Source organism: Rhodopila sp., from assembly GCF_035548235.1.
In the GTDB taxonomy this organism is placed as follows: domain Bacteria; phylum Pseudomonadota; class Alphaproteobacteria; order Acetobacterales; family Acetobacteraceae; genus Rhodopila.
Genome location: NZ_DASZTJ010000172.1, coordinates 1 through 17,471, shown reverse-complemented (window position 1 = coordinate 17,471; position 17,471 = coordinate 1). Strand labels below are relative to the sequence as shown.

General features: G+C 64.9%; 15 protein-coding genes. 6 read left to right on the top strand and 9 right to left on the bottom strand.

The features are described from left to right. Window positions 1–2: 2 nt before the first annotated feature. The 8 genes from VHB27_RS13975 to VHB27_RS13940 all read right to left on the bottom strand — a co-directional run bounded on the left by VHB27_RS13975 (window position 3) and on the right by VHB27_RS13940 (window position 8,576). Window positions 3–1,205 (bottom strand): hypothetical protein, encoded by a 1,203-nt coding sequence (locus VHB27_RS13975; protein WP_325601406.1) that lies wholly within the window; start codon window positions 1,203–1,205, stop codon window positions 3–5. Between the two features lie 68 nt (window positions 1,206–1,273). After that, a complete protein-coding gene (locus VHB27_RS13970) occupies window positions 1,274–1,927 on the bottom strand; it encodes an alpha/beta fold hydrolase (RefSeq protein ID WP_325601404.1) in 654 nt (217 codons plus the stop codon). After that, window positions 1,917–4,235, bottom strand: a complete 2,319-nt coding sequence (locus VHB27_RS13965) for an MMPL family transporter (protein ID WP_325601402.1) — start codon at window positions 4,233–4,235, stop codon at window positions 1,917–1,919. The genes VHB27_RS13970 and VHB27_RS13965 overlap by 11 nt, the downstream gene beginning before the upstream one ends. After that, a complete protein-coding gene (locus VHB27_RS13960; protein WP_325601400.1) occupies window positions 4,232–5,008 on the bottom strand; it encodes a LolA-related protein in 777 nt (258 codons plus the stop codon). The genes VHB27_RS13965 and VHB27_RS13960 overlap by 4 nt, the downstream gene beginning before the upstream one ends. Window positions 5,009–5,045: 37 nt before the next feature. Then, the gene (locus VHB27_RS13955) at window positions 5,046–5,957 is read right to left on the bottom strand and encodes a hypothetical protein (protein WP_325601398.1); all 912 of its coding nucleotides are present in this window, start codon (window positions 5,955–5,957) and stop codon (window positions 5,046–5,048) included. Further along, a complete protein-coding gene (locus tag VHB27_RS13950; RefSeq protein ID WP_325601395.1) occupies window positions 5,954–7,606 on the bottom strand; it encodes an AMP-binding protein in 1,653 nt (550 codons plus the stop codon). The genes VHB27_RS13955 and VHB27_RS13950 overlap by 4 nt, the downstream gene beginning before the upstream one ends. Then, on the bottom strand, window positions 7,603–8,265 hold the full coding sequence (locus VHB27_RS13945) for a hypothetical protein (RefSeq protein ID WP_325601393.1): 663 nt from the start codon (window positions 8,263–8,265) through the stop codon (window positions 7,603–7,605). Before VHB27_RS13945 ends, VHB27_RS13950 begins: the two co-directional genes overlap by 4 nt. Beyond that, window positions 8,262–8,576 (bottom strand): phosphopantetheine-binding protein, encoded by a 315-nt coding sequence (locus VHB27_RS13940; protein WP_408904003.1) that lies wholly within the window; start codon window positions 8,574–8,576, stop codon window positions 8,262–8,264. Before VHB27_RS13940 ends, VHB27_RS13945 begins: the two co-directional genes overlap by 4 nt. A 171-nt stretch (window positions 8,577–8,747) precedes the next feature. Between VHB27_RS13940 and VHB27_RS13935 the strand changes: the two genes are divergently transcribed. From VHB27_RS13935 to VHB27_RS13910, 6 genes are all read left to right on the top strand, one after another. After that, window positions 8,748–9,533: a glycosyltransferase family 2 protein gene (locus tag VHB27_RS13935; RefSeq protein ID WP_325601391.1), complete on the top strand. Its 786-nt coding sequence runs from the start codon at window positions 8,748–8,750 to the stop codon at window positions 9,531–9,533. 263 nt (window positions 9,534–9,796) lie between these two features. Beyond that, window positions 9,797–11,491 (top strand): GspE/PulE family protein, encoded by a 1,695-nt coding sequence (locus tag VHB27_RS13930; protein WP_325601389.1) that lies wholly within the window; start codon window positions 9,797–9,799, stop codon window positions 11,489–11,491. Continuing rightward, window positions 11,488–12,720, top strand: a complete 1,233-nt coding sequence (locus VHB27_RS13925; RefSeq protein ID WP_325601387.1) for a type II secretion system F family protein — start codon at window positions 11,488–11,490, stop codon at window positions 12,718–12,720. Before VHB27_RS13930 ends, VHB27_RS13925 begins: the two co-directional genes overlap by 4 nt. 517 nt (window positions 12,721–13,237) lie before the next feature. Then, complete coding sequence (locus tag VHB27_RS13920; protein ID WP_325601385.1) at window positions 13,238–14,272, top strand: PilN domain-containing protein; 1,035 nt, start codon at window positions 13,238–13,240, stop codon at window positions 14,270–14,272. After that, window positions 14,269–14,847 carry a type II secretion system protein GspM gene (gene gspM / locus VHB27_RS13915; RefSeq protein WP_325601452.1) on the top strand — a complete coding sequence of 193 codons (579 nt, stop codon included), beginning with the start codon at window positions 14,269–14,271 and terminating at the stop codon, window positions 14,845–14,847. Before VHB27_RS13920 ends, gspM begins: the two co-directional genes overlap by 4 nt. Window positions 14,848–14,850: 3 nt before the next feature. Continuing rightward, entirely contained in the window at window positions 14,851–15,360 is a 510-nt protein-coding gene (locus VHB27_RS13910) for a hypothetical protein (RefSeq protein WP_325601383.1), read from the top strand. Between the two features lie 219 nt (window positions 15,361–15,579). On the opposite strand, the gene VHB27_RS13905 is transcribed toward VHB27_RS13910, so the two are convergent. Beyond that, window positions 15,580–17,010 (bottom strand): lipopolysaccharide biosynthesis protein, encoded by a 1,431-nt coding sequence (locus tag VHB27_RS13905; RefSeq protein ID WP_325601381.1) that lies wholly within the window; start codon window positions 17,008–17,010, stop codon window positions 15,580–15,582. Window positions 17,011–17,471 lie beyond the last annotated feature (461 nt).

Genomic DNA, 17,471 nt, shown 5'->3' with positions numbered 1-17,471 from the left:
ACTCAGCCCCCGATCCCGGCGAACTGCGAATGGTCGGACGCGAGTGCAGCGGATTCGTGGCCGATCTGCTCATAGTAACGCCGATAGAACAGCGGAAAGTCAGCCTGCTCGCGCAGGTCAGGATGATGCTTCAGCCACCAGTCCAGGGGCTTCCGGTCGGCTTCGATCCGAGCGTATAGCTCTGCAAAGGTTTGGTCGTCGGCTTGCGGATCGGTGTAGCGTGGCTGGTTGACGATCTGGCGATACCAGGGCCGGTAGGAACCCAGGATCGGATCGTCGTAGAAGATCAGGCCCAGATGCGTGTCGTAGACCGCGTTGTCCTCGACCGCCGGCTCGAACACCGCCAAGGCGCCGGGACGCCGGGGTAATCGCATCCCCTCCAGCAAGGCGTGCCGTGCCGACCGGTCGTTCCAGACCGCCAGAGGGTCGCCGATCGGCATATCGTTGGCGCGGCGCATGATGTTGACGAACTCGTTCTTGGGCACGGGGAAATCGAACAGCGCCAGCAATAACGATCCGTGGGTCGGCCAGACTGGCCAGAAGCCGATGGTCGCCAGTGCATTGTGCGCCACATGGATGCAATTGTCGGTGAAAAGGTTCCACTCGTACTCGGCCTTGCCGTCGCGATATGGCGTGTTCAGGCTGTTCAGGTAGGCGACGATCTTCGCCATTTCGGCGGCGGTGACCGGAACCCTGGCGCAGTAGCGATCGCGCGCGTAGCCGGTGGCGTAGTCGGAGCCGATCGAGATTTCGTATTTGAACTGATCCGGGGTGAAGCCGGGCGGCATGTCGTCGAACACGTCCTTATGGAAGCGGATCGCATCGTAGATGCCCAGGCGCTTGGCGTGCCCCTTCGTTTCCTCGTAGACGGCGTGAGTGAGCCGTTGGCCTGGTTTCAGATCGCCATCGTAAAAGAAGTCGTGACCAGGAATGGCCACCCAGTTGGCGTTGGCGAAATGCTCGTTGATGCTCAGCCCCACCCCGTTCGCTGCCGGGTTGTCCTGGCAGACTGTCAGCACCGGATAGCCCGGTCCTTTCAGGCACGCACCGTTCAGATAGATGGTTGAGTGGCCGCCGATCCCGCCCCGGATATCGACGCCGAAGCCCGGTTTCTTCTCGATCTCCGAAAGCGCGCAGAACTCGAAGTAATAAGGGTGGATCGTCGCGTAGTCGGCGTCGGAAAGCTGTGCCGGCGGCGACGGCACCGTCGATGTCCCGCATCCGGCCAAGCCGCAGAGCAGAAGGCCGAAGATACAGAGCCACGGGGTCCGCATCAGCGTGCCGCGGCCAGGGTTCGATCGAATGGGGTCTGATCGAACGGGTGTCGGTCCAGCATCAGCCGCCATAGGTGAACCCAACTCATCCAGTCATGGTCTCCCGCCACGGTGACCGTCCGGCCTGCCGGCATCACCTCCGCCATTAGATCGGCCGTCATCGCGAAACGGTCATCCTCCGCTCGGCCCACCAGCATCCATGGGAGGGTTGCGTGGGCGATCCAGGCGAGGAGGGCGTGCTCCGGTTTCGCCGGATTGGATCGGCCGGTGGCCCAGCGACGCAGTCCGCCGGCCCGAACCACCTCCGCGATCAGCCCGGTCGTCGCCAGATAGGGCGTCAACAGCAATGCCCCGTCGATCAGGCCTGGCTGGCGGCGCACGCAGCGCAGGATCCCCTGGCAACCAAGGCTGATTCCCGCCATCCAGACGCATCCGCCGCCGGAGGTGGCGCGCACTGCGGCGATTCCGTCCAGCAGCCGGTCCTCGACCGATCCGTCGAGATAGGAGTCCGGTCCTGGGTCCAGGGTCGTGACGGTGACCGGCCAGCCTCGCCGCTGGACCGCCTCTATCAGCCCGTTGGCGCGAAGATCCGCGGCCTGCATGCCCATGCCCGGCACGAGAATGAGCGAGGTGGTGGCGGTTTCAGCGGGCATGAGCGGGCGTCATGAGAATGGTCGCAAATAGTAGGCTGAAGAGCGTCCCAATGGCCACCGGCATACCCAGGCCGTGCAGTACCGGTGTGGACGACAACGCCAGGACCCCGAATCCTGCCACGGTGCAGCCGTTCGCCAACAGCAAAGACGAGAGCACACGCGGCAGGTCCTCCGCGTCACCCCGCTGGCGATCGAAGAACAGGCAATAGTTGGAGCCGATCGCGACCACCAGCAGCAGTCCGAACAGGTTGAAGATCGAAAGCGCATGGCCGCCGAGACGCAGGATCGCCAGCGTCATCACGACCGAGGCGACGAGGGGCGCCATGACCAGCAGCAGGCGCGTCGCTGATCTCAGGCTGGCCGCCAACAACAGGACGATCGCACCGGCGCCGAGGCAGGCAAGAGTAACGCCCTCGCGCAGATAGGTGGAAAGCAGCCGGTCCGACTCAGTCTTCAGGTCGACATAGGCGGCGCCTGGTTCGGCCGCGATGGCCTGCCGGATGGCACTCGGATCGGTGACCCCTCGCAGCGAGAGCACGGCCACCCAGCCGTCGCGCTGATGTTGCAAGAGGGAGTCGAGCCGAAGCGACAGCGACGTGCCGTCCAAGTCGGCGGCAGTCAGCGGCGGCGCGGTCCTGGCAGCGGCGATGGCGGCGACGAACGGGACGAACAGTCCGGCCTGGAACGGCAGTCCCTGCATCGCCTGGTCGAGATTGGTCCGGAGCAGCGCAGGATCAGGCAGCGCAGCCTGCCGGGCGCGTTGGGTCGCGAGGCTGGGCAGATAGCGGGTTGGGGTATCGAAACCGGACAGCGCCTTCCGGGCGATCAGCGGAGACAGCAGTGCGCTCAACCGGTCGGCGGCTTGCAATGCGGCCTCCTGATCCGGTCGGCGAACGACGATCAGCACGCCGTCACCGGGCACTTTCATGTCCTGCCTCAGCGACCGGTCGAGGCGCTGCGCTGCGGGTGAGATGGGGCTGAGGCTGGTGAGGTCGCCGGCCCAGAACGGTCCTCGATCCATCGCCAGCGTTCCGATCGCCGCCAGGACCATGACCGGCACGCCGATGCGGTACCGCCGCAGCCGCGCGGCAATGGTGGCGATCGCTGTCATGGCCGGTGGCTGCCGGACCCCGGCAAAATGCGCTGGCAGCAACGCGGGCAGCACCCAGCGGGTGACGCAGGCGGCGGTCAGCAGGCCGATGATTGTGAACAGGCCAAGCTGGACGAACCCTTCGAAACTGGACAGCAGCATGGCGGCGAAACCGCAGACCGAGGTCAGCACGCCTAGCCGCAGCGTCGGCCAGATCCTGCGGATCGTCTGTTCGACCGGGGAGGCGGGGCCAGTCTGGGTGAACAGGTACACGGCGTAGTCGACCGCTTCCCCGATCAAGGTCGATCCGAAACCCAGCGTGATCCCATGGACCTGCCGAAACGCCAGCCCTACCGCGGCGACCCCCGCCAGCGCGCCGGTGACGACCGGGACAAAGGACAGCGCCAGCACGCGCGGGGACCGGTAGACCAACAGCAGGGCCGTCGCGACGAGCACGGCCGCGAGCATGGACAATCGCGCGGCATCGGATTTGATGCGGTCCCGTGCCTCGACAGCGAAGACCGGCGGCCCGGTGACTTGCAGCCGCGCCGCCGTTTCCCCCGAAGCCTGGTGGAAGGCTGCATGGATCGCTGTCAGCGCGCGCTGCGCACCGTCGATGTCCGACCCGGCCGCCCGCAGTCGGATCAGCATCAGCGCCCGTCCGTCATGCGGTGAGAACCACACCCCCCGACTTCGATCAGGGCCGCCGCCATTGCCTTGCCGCTGCTGGAAAAGCAGGTGCGGCATCTCCCCGGTCGGGTCGCCGGGCAGCATGTCCTTGACCAGGAAGCCCGCCGCCGATCCGAGTTCGGCCAGGTCATGCTCCAGCGCCATATGCAGTCCGGCTTCGGTGAAGCGATCGGCGGTGATCGCATCGCTCAGGACATAGCGATGCGACCACAGGAAATCGCGATCGCGCGCGAAACCGGCTTCCTCTCCGTTCTCCACGGCCGAGAATCGAGGCTCTTCCCGCAGCGTGGCCGCCATTCGTTTGCTGATGGTGACGGCCTGGTCCGGCGATACGCCCTCGATCCCCAGTAGCACGAGGCGCGACAATACGCCGTCACGCACCTCATCGACCAATACGCGCTGGGCGGGAGAGGCCGAGCGTGGCAGGAATGCCGCCATGTCGGTGTCGACCCGCAGCCGCGCGATGACCACGATGCAGCCGGCTAGCACGATGGCCCAGGCCAGCAAAGCGGTGCTGCGGGCTGTCACTGGGGCTGCCCAGGTGGCTGCCCAGGTGGCTGCCCAAGTGGCTGCCTGAGGGGCTGTCGGGATGCCTGGTCCGAAGGTTGTCCAGGGGTCTGTCCCGCGGTCTCCTCCACGATGTTCATCTTTGACCGGTCGCCGTCACCGTCGGCCGTGTCGATTGCTGTGATCCGGCTGCCATAGCCCTCCACGCGCATCCATTGCAGCAGCTTGCGTTCGGCCGGGTCACGGGGCTCAAGCACCAATTGCCAATGCTCCGGCGTGCCGGACGGCGTCACATCGAACGTCCGCTGCAAAGCTGCTCCGTCACCGGACAAGGTCGCGCGGATACTGCCGGCCAGCACGGCGATCTCGGGGTGTTCGTGCATCGCAATGACCACCGGCGCCGAATCGCCGCCCCGGGAGATGGTCAGTCGGTCGCCGTCGATCTTCAGCGTTTCGCCGGAGCCGGCGGCGTTGGGGTCGGCGATCTTCTCCAGCCGGTCAGGGGCGTCGAAGCGCAGGGCGCCTCGGGTCACGATTGGGGCGGTGAGGATGTGGAGGTAGCGGTGCTCGACATACCGCGCGTCGACATGCTGGACGGCGCGCACCATGGCCATGATCTGGTCCAGGGTGATCGGCTGCTGGGTGGTGGCGGATGTCGGGATGACCAGGGATGGAGTAGCGACATCGATCCCGTGATGGGGCGCGTGCAGAGAGCCCGGCGTCGCGTCCGCGTGAGTGGTCCTCGGCCTTGAAGACCCGGCCGTGGCGGCGGGAGCCATCATCACGGCCGCCATGGCGGTCAACGCGAACATCCACGCCGCGCGCATCGCGCTAAGCCCAAAAATCAAAGAAATTGAACCAGTTGTACGGTGCCACCCGACAATAACACTCCAGCCGCTCCACGAATCGGTCCATTACCCGGGCGATTTCCGACGCCTCCGGTCGGTCCGCCTCCGACGCGGCCAGACGTTCGAAATGGATCTCATACCGGTTGCCGCCGCGGAACAGCCCGACCATCAGCACCACCTGCGGCCGCAGCAGCGCGGCAAGGCGCTGCGGGCCTGTCGGGAAGGGCGCCGGGGCACCGAGAAACGGCATACGCTCCGGCGTGTCGGTTTGCAGCGTGCGATCGGCCAGGACGCCGACGAACCCCCCGCGTTCCAGGCAGTCCTTGATCTGGATCATCGCGCCGGGCGTGCCCAGTCCGATGATGTGTGGCGCCAAATGTGGGTTGATGGCATTCAGCGCGGCGCCGATCTTCCGTCCGGTCTCTTCGTACATCGCCAGGCTGACGCGCAGGTCGGGCCGGTTCCGGCCGATCAGGCGCAGTACCTCGAAACTGCCGTGATGCGCACCCAGCAGCAGGCAGCCTTGGCCTCGGGCCAGGATGTCGCTGACGATCTCCTCGCCGTGGATGGTGATGTCGAACCGATCGATCTCATCGTTCAGCAGATAGACGCGATCAAGGACCGTGGTCCCGAACGTGAAGAAATGCCGCGCGATGTCCCACAGGCGGGCGGGGCGACCGAGGGCTCGATTGAGGTATCCTCGAGAGGCCGCGCGCGCCGCGGGATGGCACAGCACGAAGCCCAGGCAGATCGGCAGGATCAACAGCCGGGTCAGCGGCCGGCCGAGATGCCGGGCGAGCCAGACCGCACTGCGCAGGCCGCCGGCGGACCCAAGCTCGCGCCGCGTGCTCCACGCCGCGGTTTCGGCGGGGTTTTTGGCGACGGTCGGGATCAAAGCCTCACAACGCCGGTGAGGACGATCTCCCCCGAATCGGCTCCCGAATGGGTCAGCCGACATTCGAAACGGGTCGCTGCCCCGTCGCCGTGGCAGGTGACGGCGATGGTGTCGCCCGGCCGGACAGGGCGGTGGAACTTCGCGGCATCAATCGCGCCCGAACCGACGTCGGGGAAGACGGCGGCCAGCACCTCGTCCAGCAGGACGGCGCCTGGAATGATCGGGTTGCCTGGGAAGTGGCCGGGTCCGGTCGGGTGGTCGGCGGGGAACCGGATCAGCACCGGCTTGCCGATCAACCGCAGCAGTTCCGCGCGCGGCAGCTTGCCCAGCTCATTCCTGGGCAGCGTCTCCACGACATGCAGCGGGCGGGGCAGGAACGCGGCATCGATCCGCTCCCGCAGTCGCGCTAGGATCTGCGCTGGCGTCTGGCCCGGCGCGATAGCGACGGCGGCCAGCCTGGGCGTCGCGCCGTCCGCATCCGAAGGAGGCAGCAGGAAAACGCCGTCCCGCACGCCTTCAATCGCCAGAAGCTGCTGGGTCAGGTAGCCGAGGGAACTGCGTTTGCCGGCGACGTTCACGAGATCCGCGGTGCGGCCTTGCAGGGTGAATGTATTGGGGCCAACCGGCTCGATCTCGTCGGCCAGCATGACGTCGTCCTCGGTCGGGCCGGATGCCCAGCAGCCGGTTTCACCGCGATACAGACGGAACCCGTCCAGCGTGCGCCAAACCGGTCCCTCGGTCGTGCGACGGGAAGCGAGCTGGCCGGCTTCCGAACAACCGTAGATCTCGCGCACGGGAGCGTTGAACGCATCCTCGGCCCGCCGCGCCAGATCATCGCCCAAGGGAGCGGTCGCGGACAGGACGAAGCCCGCTCGGAAGGACGTCCCGAACCCGGGTCCGGCTGCGTCGCCGACCAGGGCCTTGAGATGGACCGGCGTGGTGACGAGGATGGCGGGCATGGGGTCCTGTTCGAGCGCCGCGGCCACGTCGGCCGGAAAGAAAGGACGTTCCGCCGTCAGCAACAACCCATAAAGCAGCGGCAGGACGACGGCGGACTCCAGGCCGTAGCTGTGGCCGTGCGGCACGGTGGCGACCAGCGCGGAACCGGGGAAGCGAGCAACGTCCAGGGCCGCGCCGGCCGCCTGGGCACCGGCGATCAGGCGGCCCCAGCGACGGGGGCTGGGGTTCGGACGTCCAGTCGACCCGGAGGTGAACAGGATCGCGGCGACCTGGTCGGGTGGGAATGCCGGTTCGATCGTCCGGCTGTGGCCCAGATCCAGGGACGGATAGACAAAGGTCGAGGTAGGCCAGGCTTCCTCGGCGTTGTCGGTCAGCAGGGAGACTGGGGCGTAGTCCTGCCGAAGTGCGGCGACCGCGTGGATGTCGCGACTGCTGGGCAGCAGCGTGATCTGTCCGCGGGCCATGGCCGCCAGCCAGCCGACGGTGAAGCGGTAGCGGTCGTTGCACAGGTTGATGATGTATGGGGAGTCGGGGAGCTGCCTTGCCAGGTCGGCAATCTCCGACAGGAACGCGGTACGGGAGATGATCCGATCGCCCTGTCTAGCGACGGGGCCGGGATTGTCGTGCAGGATCGAAAGCCTGGCGGTCACACGGGACTGCTCGTTCGGCGCGGCGTCACTGCTGTTCATGACAGACCGCCGGGCAGGCCCCGGATATGGCGCATCGCCGCCAGGGTGGCGACGATGCCGGTGCGCTGGTGGCGGCGGAACAGCGCGGCGCGGCAGGCGAACTCCAGAGCGGCCATGGTGACGACCAAAGGCAGGTTCCAGACGGACACGAAATCGGCCCACGCGGCTTCGGGCGCGACGAGCAGCAACCCAAGCGACACCAGGAGTTGCGCGGCGAAGAAGGCTGACCAGGCGACGGTCACGCGCCTGGTGTAGCGGACGACCTCGGGTGGCATGGTCCGCCGCATCTGGCGGGCGAAGCCGGTTATCGCAGGTTCGTGGCCGGGTCGTAGCGAGGCGGCGAACCAGGCCAGCAGGCCGCCATAGGCGAGCGCGTGGCAGACGCCCCCCAGTGCCATTCCGGCTGACCTCATGGACGATCCCAGTGCGTGAAGCCCCAATCCTAGCGCGACGACCGTGAGCAGGACGGCCAGGATGCGATACGGCAGCGGCAGCCGCGCGCCGAGGAACCAGCAAGTCAGAATGGCCTGACCGAAGAAAAGGCCGGTGACCCATGGCGATCCGGCGGGTAGTACCCGGATCGCCGCCATGCTCGCGATACCAATCAGCAGGATGATCGGTCCGGATAGAGGGGCGCCGTTCCGAACCCCCACCGTCAAGCCCGTTTTTGCTGGATGTGTTCGTTCAGGCTCGCCAGGGAGCTGAATATGCGGGGGTTGTCGGCATCGTCGGCCCGCAGCTTGACGCCATAGGTCTGCGACACGGCCAGCGAAATCTCCAGCATGTCGATGGAGTCGAGCCCCAGGCCCTCTCCGAACAACGGCGCCTGGGGATCGATCGCGGCCGGGTCCATGTCCAGGTTGAGCGTCTCCACGATCAGCTTCGCGAGCGCCAAAGCCGTTCCCTCTGATGATCCGAGATTGGCCGATGCCTGTTTGGCCGACCCCTGCTTGGCCGATACGTCCGTCACGAAGCCTGATTCCGATTTGTCATTTGATGGCCCACCACCCTAGCAGAAAACGATTCGCCGCAAACCTCCCTTCGTGTATGGGGCAACCGGCGGCGGGTCGGCATGCGAAGTTGTGATATTGGGGCCATCCTAGGGCCGTGGCCGGCCGGGTGGCTGTGAGGTGCAGGGACGTTGAGCCAGACCGTGGACGCGGAGAACGCGCCGCTCGATGCCGACCTCGATGGGCGGAACGATGCGTCGCCGACGCATCTTGTCGTGATCCCGAGCTATAACAGCGGCCGGTTGCTGGAGCGGACGGTGCAGGCGGCGCGCGCCCGTTGGAGCCCGGTCTGGGTGCTGATCGACGGCAGCACCGACGGGTCCTGGTCCGCGGTCGAGGCGATGGCGGCGCGGGATCCGTGCCTGCGCCTGCTTCACCTGCCGCGAAACCGCGGCAAGGGCGCGGCCGTCCGGTACGGGCTGACGCTGGCTGACGCGGCGGGCTTCACCCATGCGCTGGTCATGGACGCTGACGGGCAGCACCCGGCCGATCGGATCGCCGACTTCATGGCCCGCTCGATGGCGGCGCCGGACGCGGCGATCATGGGTCAGCCGGTGTTCGGTCCGGACGCCCCCTGGATTAGGGTCGTCTGGCGCCGCCTTTCGAATGCCAGCGCGGCGTTGATGACAGGGCGCGCGGTTGGCGACACCCTGTTCGGCTTTCGTGTCTACCCAATCCGCCCCCTGCTGGCCGTCATGCGGGCGACACCGGGGATGCGCCGCTTCGACTTTGACCCCGAGGCGGTTGTCCGCCTCGCCTGGAACGGCGTTCCGTTCGTGCACCTTCCGGCAAGGGTGCGATACCTCAGCCGACAGGAGGACGGGGTCTCGCATTTTCGCTATGGGCGGGACAACTGGCTGTTGATGCGCATGTACGTCCGGCTGGCGATAGCGGCGATGCAGGTCGCGCGCCGCTGATCGTGCCAGACGTAACAATCTCCTACTCTATCGGTTTGGCCTTGGCGCAGGTGCTGTTTTTTTACCGAGCAGGGTGGATCGCGACCCATTTCGTCATGGCGGCCGGAGAGCCGCCATTCATACCTTTCTCTCCGTCAGTACCGCCGGCGCGGAGCCGACCATGGCGGGAACGTCAATCAAAATCCCGCAAATCCTGGACGCTGGGGCTGGCGGTGATATATCGACCGTTGCCATGGCGGACGCGCAGGTTCAGGGGTGGTCTGATGGCACGCATTCCACGCGAAGACGACGATAACCTGGCGAATGTCCTGGTCGCGTTCGGGCATTGCGACAGGCGGATGATCGACCGCGCCTTCGCGGTGGCCGAGGAGTCCGGCCAGCGCTTCGATGTCGTCCTGATCCGGCTGGGCCTGGTGACCGAGTCCGGCCTCGCCGATGCCTATTCCCGTGTGCTGGGCATCCCCATCGCAACGCCGGCGCGCTATCCGCAGGACCAGCCGCTGCTGGCCCAGCGCCTGGGCGCGCCCTTCGTGAGGCGCAACCGGGTGATCCCGGTCGCCGAGGACGCCACGACGGTCACCCTCGCGATGGTCGACCCCATGGACAGTTTCGTGACTTCTGCCGTCGCCTTGGCAACGGGCCGGCAGGTCTGCCAGGAAGTGGCCGTGCCGATCGAGCTGGAAGCGGCGCTGAACCGGCTTTACCCAAACGAGGAGGAGGTCGAGGAGGGAGAGGCTTCGGAGACCGTGGCCGAAGACGACGCCGAACGGCTGAGGGATCTGGCCAGTGAGGCGCCGGTCATCCGACTGGTGAACCAGATGATCACCCGCGCGGTCGAGACCAAGGCGTCGGACATCCATATCGAGCCATTCGAGGACCGCGTCCGCGTCCGCTACCGGTACGACGGCGTGCTGTATGAGGCCGAGGCGCCGCCGCCGCATCTGGTCGCGGCGGTGATCTCTCGTGTCAAGATCATGGCGCGGCTGGACATTGCGGAACGGCGGATGCCGCAGGACGGGCGGATCCGGCTGCCGGTCCGTGGCCAAGACATTGACCTGCGCGTGTCGACGATCCCCTCCTTGCATGGTGAGACCGTCGTGATGCGCGTGCTCGACCGTTCGGCAGTGACGCTGACCTATTCAGCGCTGGGCCTGAGCGATCGCGTGGTGGAGGGCTTCCGCGCGGCACTGGACCTGCCGAACGGGATCGTGCTGGTCACCGGGCCGACGGGCAGCGGCAAGACGACGACGCTGTATACCGGGTTGACGACGATGAACGCAGTCAGCCGAAAGATCGTCACCGTCGAGGACCCGATCGAATACCAGTTGCGCGGCATCAACCAGATCCAGGTGCGGTCGCATATCGGGCTGACCTTCGCCAGTCTGCTGCGCTCCATCCTGCGCCAGGACCCGGACGTGATCATGGTCGGCGAGATCCGCGACCAGGAAACGGCGCAGATTGCGGTTCAGGCGGCGCTGACCGGGCATCTGGTGCTATCGACGCTGCACACCAATTCGGCAGCGACGGCGGTGACGCGGCTGCGCGACATGGGGGTCGAGGACTACCTTCTGACCGCCGTGCTGCGCGGCGTGTTGGCGCAACGGCTAGTGCGGCGGCTTTGCACCGAATGCCGGGAGCCGGCACCCGCTCCGCCGGAGCTGGTCCGGCGTTTCGACCTGGAGGAACGGTGGGGGTCCGCCCCACGCATCCTGTTTCGCCCGGTCGGCTGTGCGGCATGTCGCCAGACCGGCTATCGCGGCCGGCTGGCGATCGCCGAGTTCCTGCAGCTAACCCCCGAACTCGAGCGGCTGATCCTGAACGGCGGCGATCACGCCAGCATCGAGCAGATGGCGATGGCCAACGGCATGCAATCGATGTTCGAAAGCGGGCTCGACGCGGTGCTGGAGGGCGAGACGACCCTGGAGGAAATGGCGCGCACCATCAGGGCCGACGGATGACCGTCTATCGCTACACCGCGATCGGCGCGAGCGGGGAGCGGGTCACCGGTACCATGGACGCGGCCAGCGAGGCGGAGGTGATCGACCGGCTGCGCCGGCGCGGCAATATGCCGATCCGAGCAGAGCCGGCCACCGAAGGAGGGGAGCGAAGCTGGACGGGCTGGTTGTCGCTCGGCCTGACTCCCCGCCGGCGGCTGAGCCGGACAGAGGTCGGCATCCTGTTCCGTGAGCTGGCAACGATGCTGGGTGCGGGGCAGGACCTGGATCGCGCGCTGCGTTACGCGCAGCGGCAGGCACGTTCGAAGCGCACGCGGGCGGTCATCGCCGCGCTCCATGAGATGGTCCGCGACGGCAGTCCCCTCTCGGCCGCCATGGCTCGACACACGAACGTTTTCGTTCCCCTGCAGGTGGCCCTGGTGCGCGCCGGGGAGGCGGGCGGCGACTTGGCCGCGGCGCTGACCCGCCTGGCGGAGCTGGAAGACCGGCGGCGTGCCATCAGTTCCAGCATCGTGTCGGCGTTGGTCTATCCGGCGCTGCTGGTGGTGGCGATGTTGGGGTCCGTGATCTTGTTGTTGACCCAGGTGCTGCCGGAATTCGTGCCGATCTTCGAGCAGAACGGCGTGCCGCCGCCGGAAAGCATCCGTTTCATGCTGGGGCTGGGCGACGCGATGCACCAATATGGTGTCCTGGCTGGGGTCGGGATGCTGGGGGTCGTCTTGTTGGTCTCGGTCATCCTGCGGCAGAACTCCGTCAGGCTGACGGTCGATCGGATGGTTCTGCGGCTGCCGGTGATCGGCGGATTGGTGAAGGAGGTCACCGCCGCCCTGTTCACGCGTGTCCTGGGCACGCTGCTGCGCAGCGGCGTGGCGCTGATCCCTGCACTGGCCATCGTGCGGGAGGCGATCGGCAACCGGGCGGCGTTGCAGGCCATCGATCGGGCGAACCAGACGGCGCGCGGCGGCGGCGGGCTCACTAACGCCTTGGAGGCAGCCGGAGTATTCCCGGATCGGACCATCGACCTGCTTCGCCTGGGTGAGGAGACGGCGCAGCTTCCCGCCATGGCGCTGCGAGCGGCGGAAATCCACGAGGACCATGTGAAGGTCATGACGCAGCGCCTGCTTGCGCTGTTGGTGCCGGCGCTGACCATCGTCATTGGTGTGGTGATCGGGGGGGTCGTCGCCTCGCTGATGTCGGCGATGGTGAACGTCAATAACCTGGTGTCGGGTTAAGAGCGTGACGGACGGCGGCGTCGCCGTATCCGGGGGCCGTGTTGCGTTCTCGGTATTTTCAAGTCATATGACGTGGCAGTGCGTGGAAGCCACAGTATTGCGCGTGGTTTTTGATCCAATATACACCAATAGGTTGTATTTCTGTGGCTATTCCGTTGAAATATTCGCTCACAGCGTGTTGCCTGAAGTAACGGTCCTGGTAATGATCCCCTCAGCTATCCGACTGGAAAATCGAGACAATCGACTTTAGAATATTACGTCATAATTTTCTTGGGCGACGAAGCTTCACTTGAAGTTGAATGGTGTCCCCAGATGTGCCAGAGGGGTGTCGTTAGGTCTCATTTGAGCACAGGTAACTCTGAGATGTTTGCTCACGGCTTCAGCCGGGACGAGCTTGGCGGCATTGATCATCTATTTGTGGTCGTAATGACTTGCGGGTCGTCGACCGATATCGGATGTTCGCGTGGGGTCGCCGCCTTTCAGGGTTTCCCTCAACCGGCGAGCTGGTAATCCCGACATGTCATCCGCAGTCCTTGCAAAATTTCCGACCGCCTTGGCCTCCGCCGGGTTTTTCGAATGGTGGACATCGAGGCTCAAGGAGCTCGTACTCGGCAGCCAGGTGCTGCAATCGATGTTCCGCGAAACGGTGGTCACCGTAGCGGCGGACCTGTCGGACGAAATTTCGACCGGGGTCCGGTGGCGTGATGGTCAGGTCCAGCCGGTGACGTTGGAGGTCGCGGCGCGCATGGCCGTTTCCAAGCGCGTGGTGGTGCGTCCGGTGCCCGGCAGTGTCCTGGTCAAGGAACATGTCGTGCCAGCGGTCGGTCGAGCGGACATGGAGCAGCTTCTCAGCCACGAAATTGCCTCGATCAGCCCGTTCTCGGCCGATGAGTTGTTCTGGCGCTGGGATATAGGGCCTGCCATGTCGGACCGGAAACGCACTGCCGTGATCCTGACGATGGTGCCCAAGAGCACGTTGGCGAAGCCGCTGGCGTTGCTTGACGAGGCTGGGATCGTGCCCGATTTCGCCGAGGTCGATGTCGCGGGCGTAAAGCGCCGGCTGACGCTCGGTGTCGAGGAAACGGGGGCCGGCGCCCGACTGGCCATCCGGGTTCTGAGCTGGACCTGCGTATTGCTGGCGTTGCTGGCGCTTTTGGCACCGGTTGGCATACAGACCTGGCAGCGGTGGCGTAACGAGGCGGCGATCTCGGAACTCGAGCCCGCCGTCACGCAAGTCAGGGCGGCGAAGCAGGCGATCATGGCGAGCGGTGCCGGCAAGGCGTTCTTGAAGCAAGAAGCCGAGCGCACAGGCAATGCCCTCGCGCAGCTTGCGGCGCTGACCCGGGCGGTGCCGGACGATAGTTATCTGACCAGCCTTCGGATGCATGACCGGCAGGCGACGCTGTGTGGCGAATCGACCTCGTCTGCCCATTTGATGACAGTTCTTTCAGCCGCTCCCTCCATTCACAATCCGGCGTTCGCTGCGCCGCTGACCCGGACCGAGGGAACGAATTTGGAGAATTATTGTATTACAGCAACGGTTGGAAAATGACCACTCATTCATGGCTTGAGGGGCCCAGAGGGCGGGGACTGGCTGTCTGCATCGCAGGGCTCGGTGTGTTCCTAGCATGGTTCGGTGCCATACAGCCTGCCCTCGATTGGTATCATGGCCGGCAGCAATACCTGGTGGACCGTCAGGACACGTTGGAGCATTTGCGCAACGTTGCCGCGCAGCTTCCTGTCCTGCAGGGTGATGCGGCCCGGGACCGGGCCCGCACTGAACTGGCGGATAGCGAAATGCTGTCGGGTGCGACCGATGGGGTCGCTGCCGCCCAGTTCCTGCAGAAGGTCGAAAGCATCGCCTCAGGCAGGGGCGCGCGCCTGACCGCCGTTGAAACCCCGGCGGCGGAGACCGTCAAGGATTGGCGCAAGATCTCGCTGCGCGTCAGCATGCGGGCGACAGCGCCGACGGTGATGGATTTCCTGCGCGCGGTGCAGACCGAGACGCCGCGGATTTTGGTCAATGACCTGGAGTTCCATTGCGATGCCGGCCAGCGGCCCTCCGACGCCTGCGTGCTCATGGCGTCGATGCTGCTGTCCGCGTACAAACCTGTGGAGAAGGGGTAAGCCATGAAAGCGGGACAGCGGCGACCCATCATCGCGCTCGCGACTCTTGGGACCACCCTGGGGTTAGTGGTGACACTTGAATTCATGGCGCCGTTGGCGGTCCCGCCGACGGCGCCGGCCCGCGGCGTGCGTGAAGTGTCTGCCGTCCCATCCGCTCCGGTGACGGGCGGTGCGGGTGCCCAGGCAGATCAGTGGCTCAATGAGATCCGCGCGCGTCCGCTGTTCGAACCGAACCGGCGACCGGCCGCGACTGTGGCGAGCAATGTGCCGGGGCTTCCGCGGCTGAGCGGCACCCTCAGCGCGCCCGGTGGGTCTGTTGCGATCTTTCAAACGGAGAATGAGGACAAGTCGGTCTCGGTGCGTCGTGGCGACCATCTGGGCGATTGGAAAGTCACCCAGATCGACGAAGGTGTGGTTCACCTTGAAAAGGAGCGGGAGACGGTGGTCTTGACGCCTCGCTTCGTCGGAGATGTCGCGCCGGTATCGGGGGAGCGGCAAACCGCTGCCCGTTGAGGCTGGGTTCAGGCGGCTGCAACGCGCGGGTCCTGGATTGTCGTAGTGCCGCGGTGGTATCCGGGTCCGGCCCGTCCAGGACGGTGGCTTTCGACACCGGAAGATTTGCCTGAACAGGCTGTCAAGCGCGCGCAAGCAGTTGTGTTCGATGCAGGCCAGGAATGATTGCGGCAACAGCCAAACCCGTCATTGGATGATGCCCTGGATGGATCGAGAAAGTTACAAAAGGTGCTGGGACGCGTTCCGCATCATGGGAAGCAACTGGATCAGCGTTCGCCGAATACCCATAACATCCAGCAGGAGCACGCTGCCACCAAATACCGCCACACCGATTACGATTTCAAACAGGAGTTGGAGCAGCTGGACCGTTTCCGGCAGTCTGTCCACAACAAAGAACATCACCAGCGCACTGACCGCGAGCTTGATGGTATCCGGGAAAGGGATTGGGAGAATCGTGTGCCGCCGACCCAGCGCAGCGGACGCAAGAAGGCCGGTGATAGCGGCGCAGAAGCTGGAGATCGCCGCCCCTTTCGGCCCCAGATGGGGAATCAGGACCAAACCGAGGGAGCCGTTGACGATGACCGCCAGGACCATGGTCCAGATCAGCGACGTCGTCTTCTGCTCTAGCTGGAAAGCGATATCAGCGTAGAACGCCCGCATCGAACTGATGACGCCCATGGCGGCCAGCCAGGGCGCCAGGGTCACGACATGGCCGGAATAAAGCGGTCCGACCAGGATGTGCGACAGGCTTTTCGACAAGCCGACAATGCCCAGCGCCGCCGGCAGGACGAGGCCAAGGAGGAGGATGAAAGTGCGTCGTAGCTGATCATCGAGATCCTCGGCAGAGCCAAAGGATTTCGCCCGTACCGCCATCGCATATGCAGAAGGGCCAATACCACTCGCCAACGACAGGACGGGCATCTGCGCGACCATGGCGGCTGCCGAAAACAGGCCGATGGATTCGGTCCCATTCAATGCCCCTAGCATCCATTTATCCATCGACGACAGCAGGGTCGCCAACCCGACGCTGATCGACAACGGCAGGCCGAAACGCAGCAGTTGCGATAGCGTCTGCGAGTCGAACCGCAACCGGACAAAGCCAAGGCGTCGGTCGTTCGCCAGAAATGCCGGCAGGATGTTGGCGATGGCGAACGCGACCAGTACCAACGTCGCATCATGATACCAGTACGCAACGGCCGGCACGAGGGTTACTGTCAGCAGTCCACGGCCGAAACTGACAACGAAGAACGCGCTCGCGCGAAGCTCCGCCAGTTGCAACCGTTGCTGCAGTTCCGTCCAGGCGCTTCCGAAGCAGGCGATCAGGCAGACGAACAGGAACAAGCTGTTGTTGGTGAGGCCGGTCAGCATGATGAAGCCGATGGCTGCTGAGCATGCCAGGAACGTAGTACAGAAGCACGACATGATCGTGCCATAGAACAACTCGGGCTCTTGGACCGTGGCGGCCATACGCAACAGGCTCAGGCCCATCCATTCAAAGGTGCCGATCGTCATGAAGTAGATGATCGACAAGCCGAACGTGTAAAGTCCGTAATCGCTGGGGGGCAGGACGCGAGTCAGCAGGGCGGTGGTGATGACGCCGAGTAGGTTGGGCAACAGCTTCGCAATAAGAAAAACAAACCGCTTATTCACTTTCCGGCGGCCCGTCGCCCTGTCAAGTAGTGGAATAATATACGGTGCGTACCAGTTCTATCAGTAGATAAATATGAATTTCCAAAGATTGCTCTAAAGGCGGGCGGCATCCTCGTGCCTGGCGAGTGGCGCGCGCGGATATCCCTTCGAATGCAGGCGCTCCTTTGACCTGAACTCTTCTTCAAGTTGTGACTCACCCTTTATATACCCGGAATTGTAAGGCCCTCTGCAGGGTGGCGGAGTGAAGATCGCAATTGGCAAGAAAAGCAACGGAAATCTCACTACCATGGCAGATTGCGGGAAGCGGGGTTGTTGAGGATTTCACCCTTCGATGAGGCCGACTTAGAGATAGATGCCATTCGCTATCTCGCAAAGTTGATGGACAAATATTGAGTTTTGGCATCCTGACATTGGAGGCAGCGATTGCGTGGCCGATCTTGGCTAAGGAAACGCGGGTATAA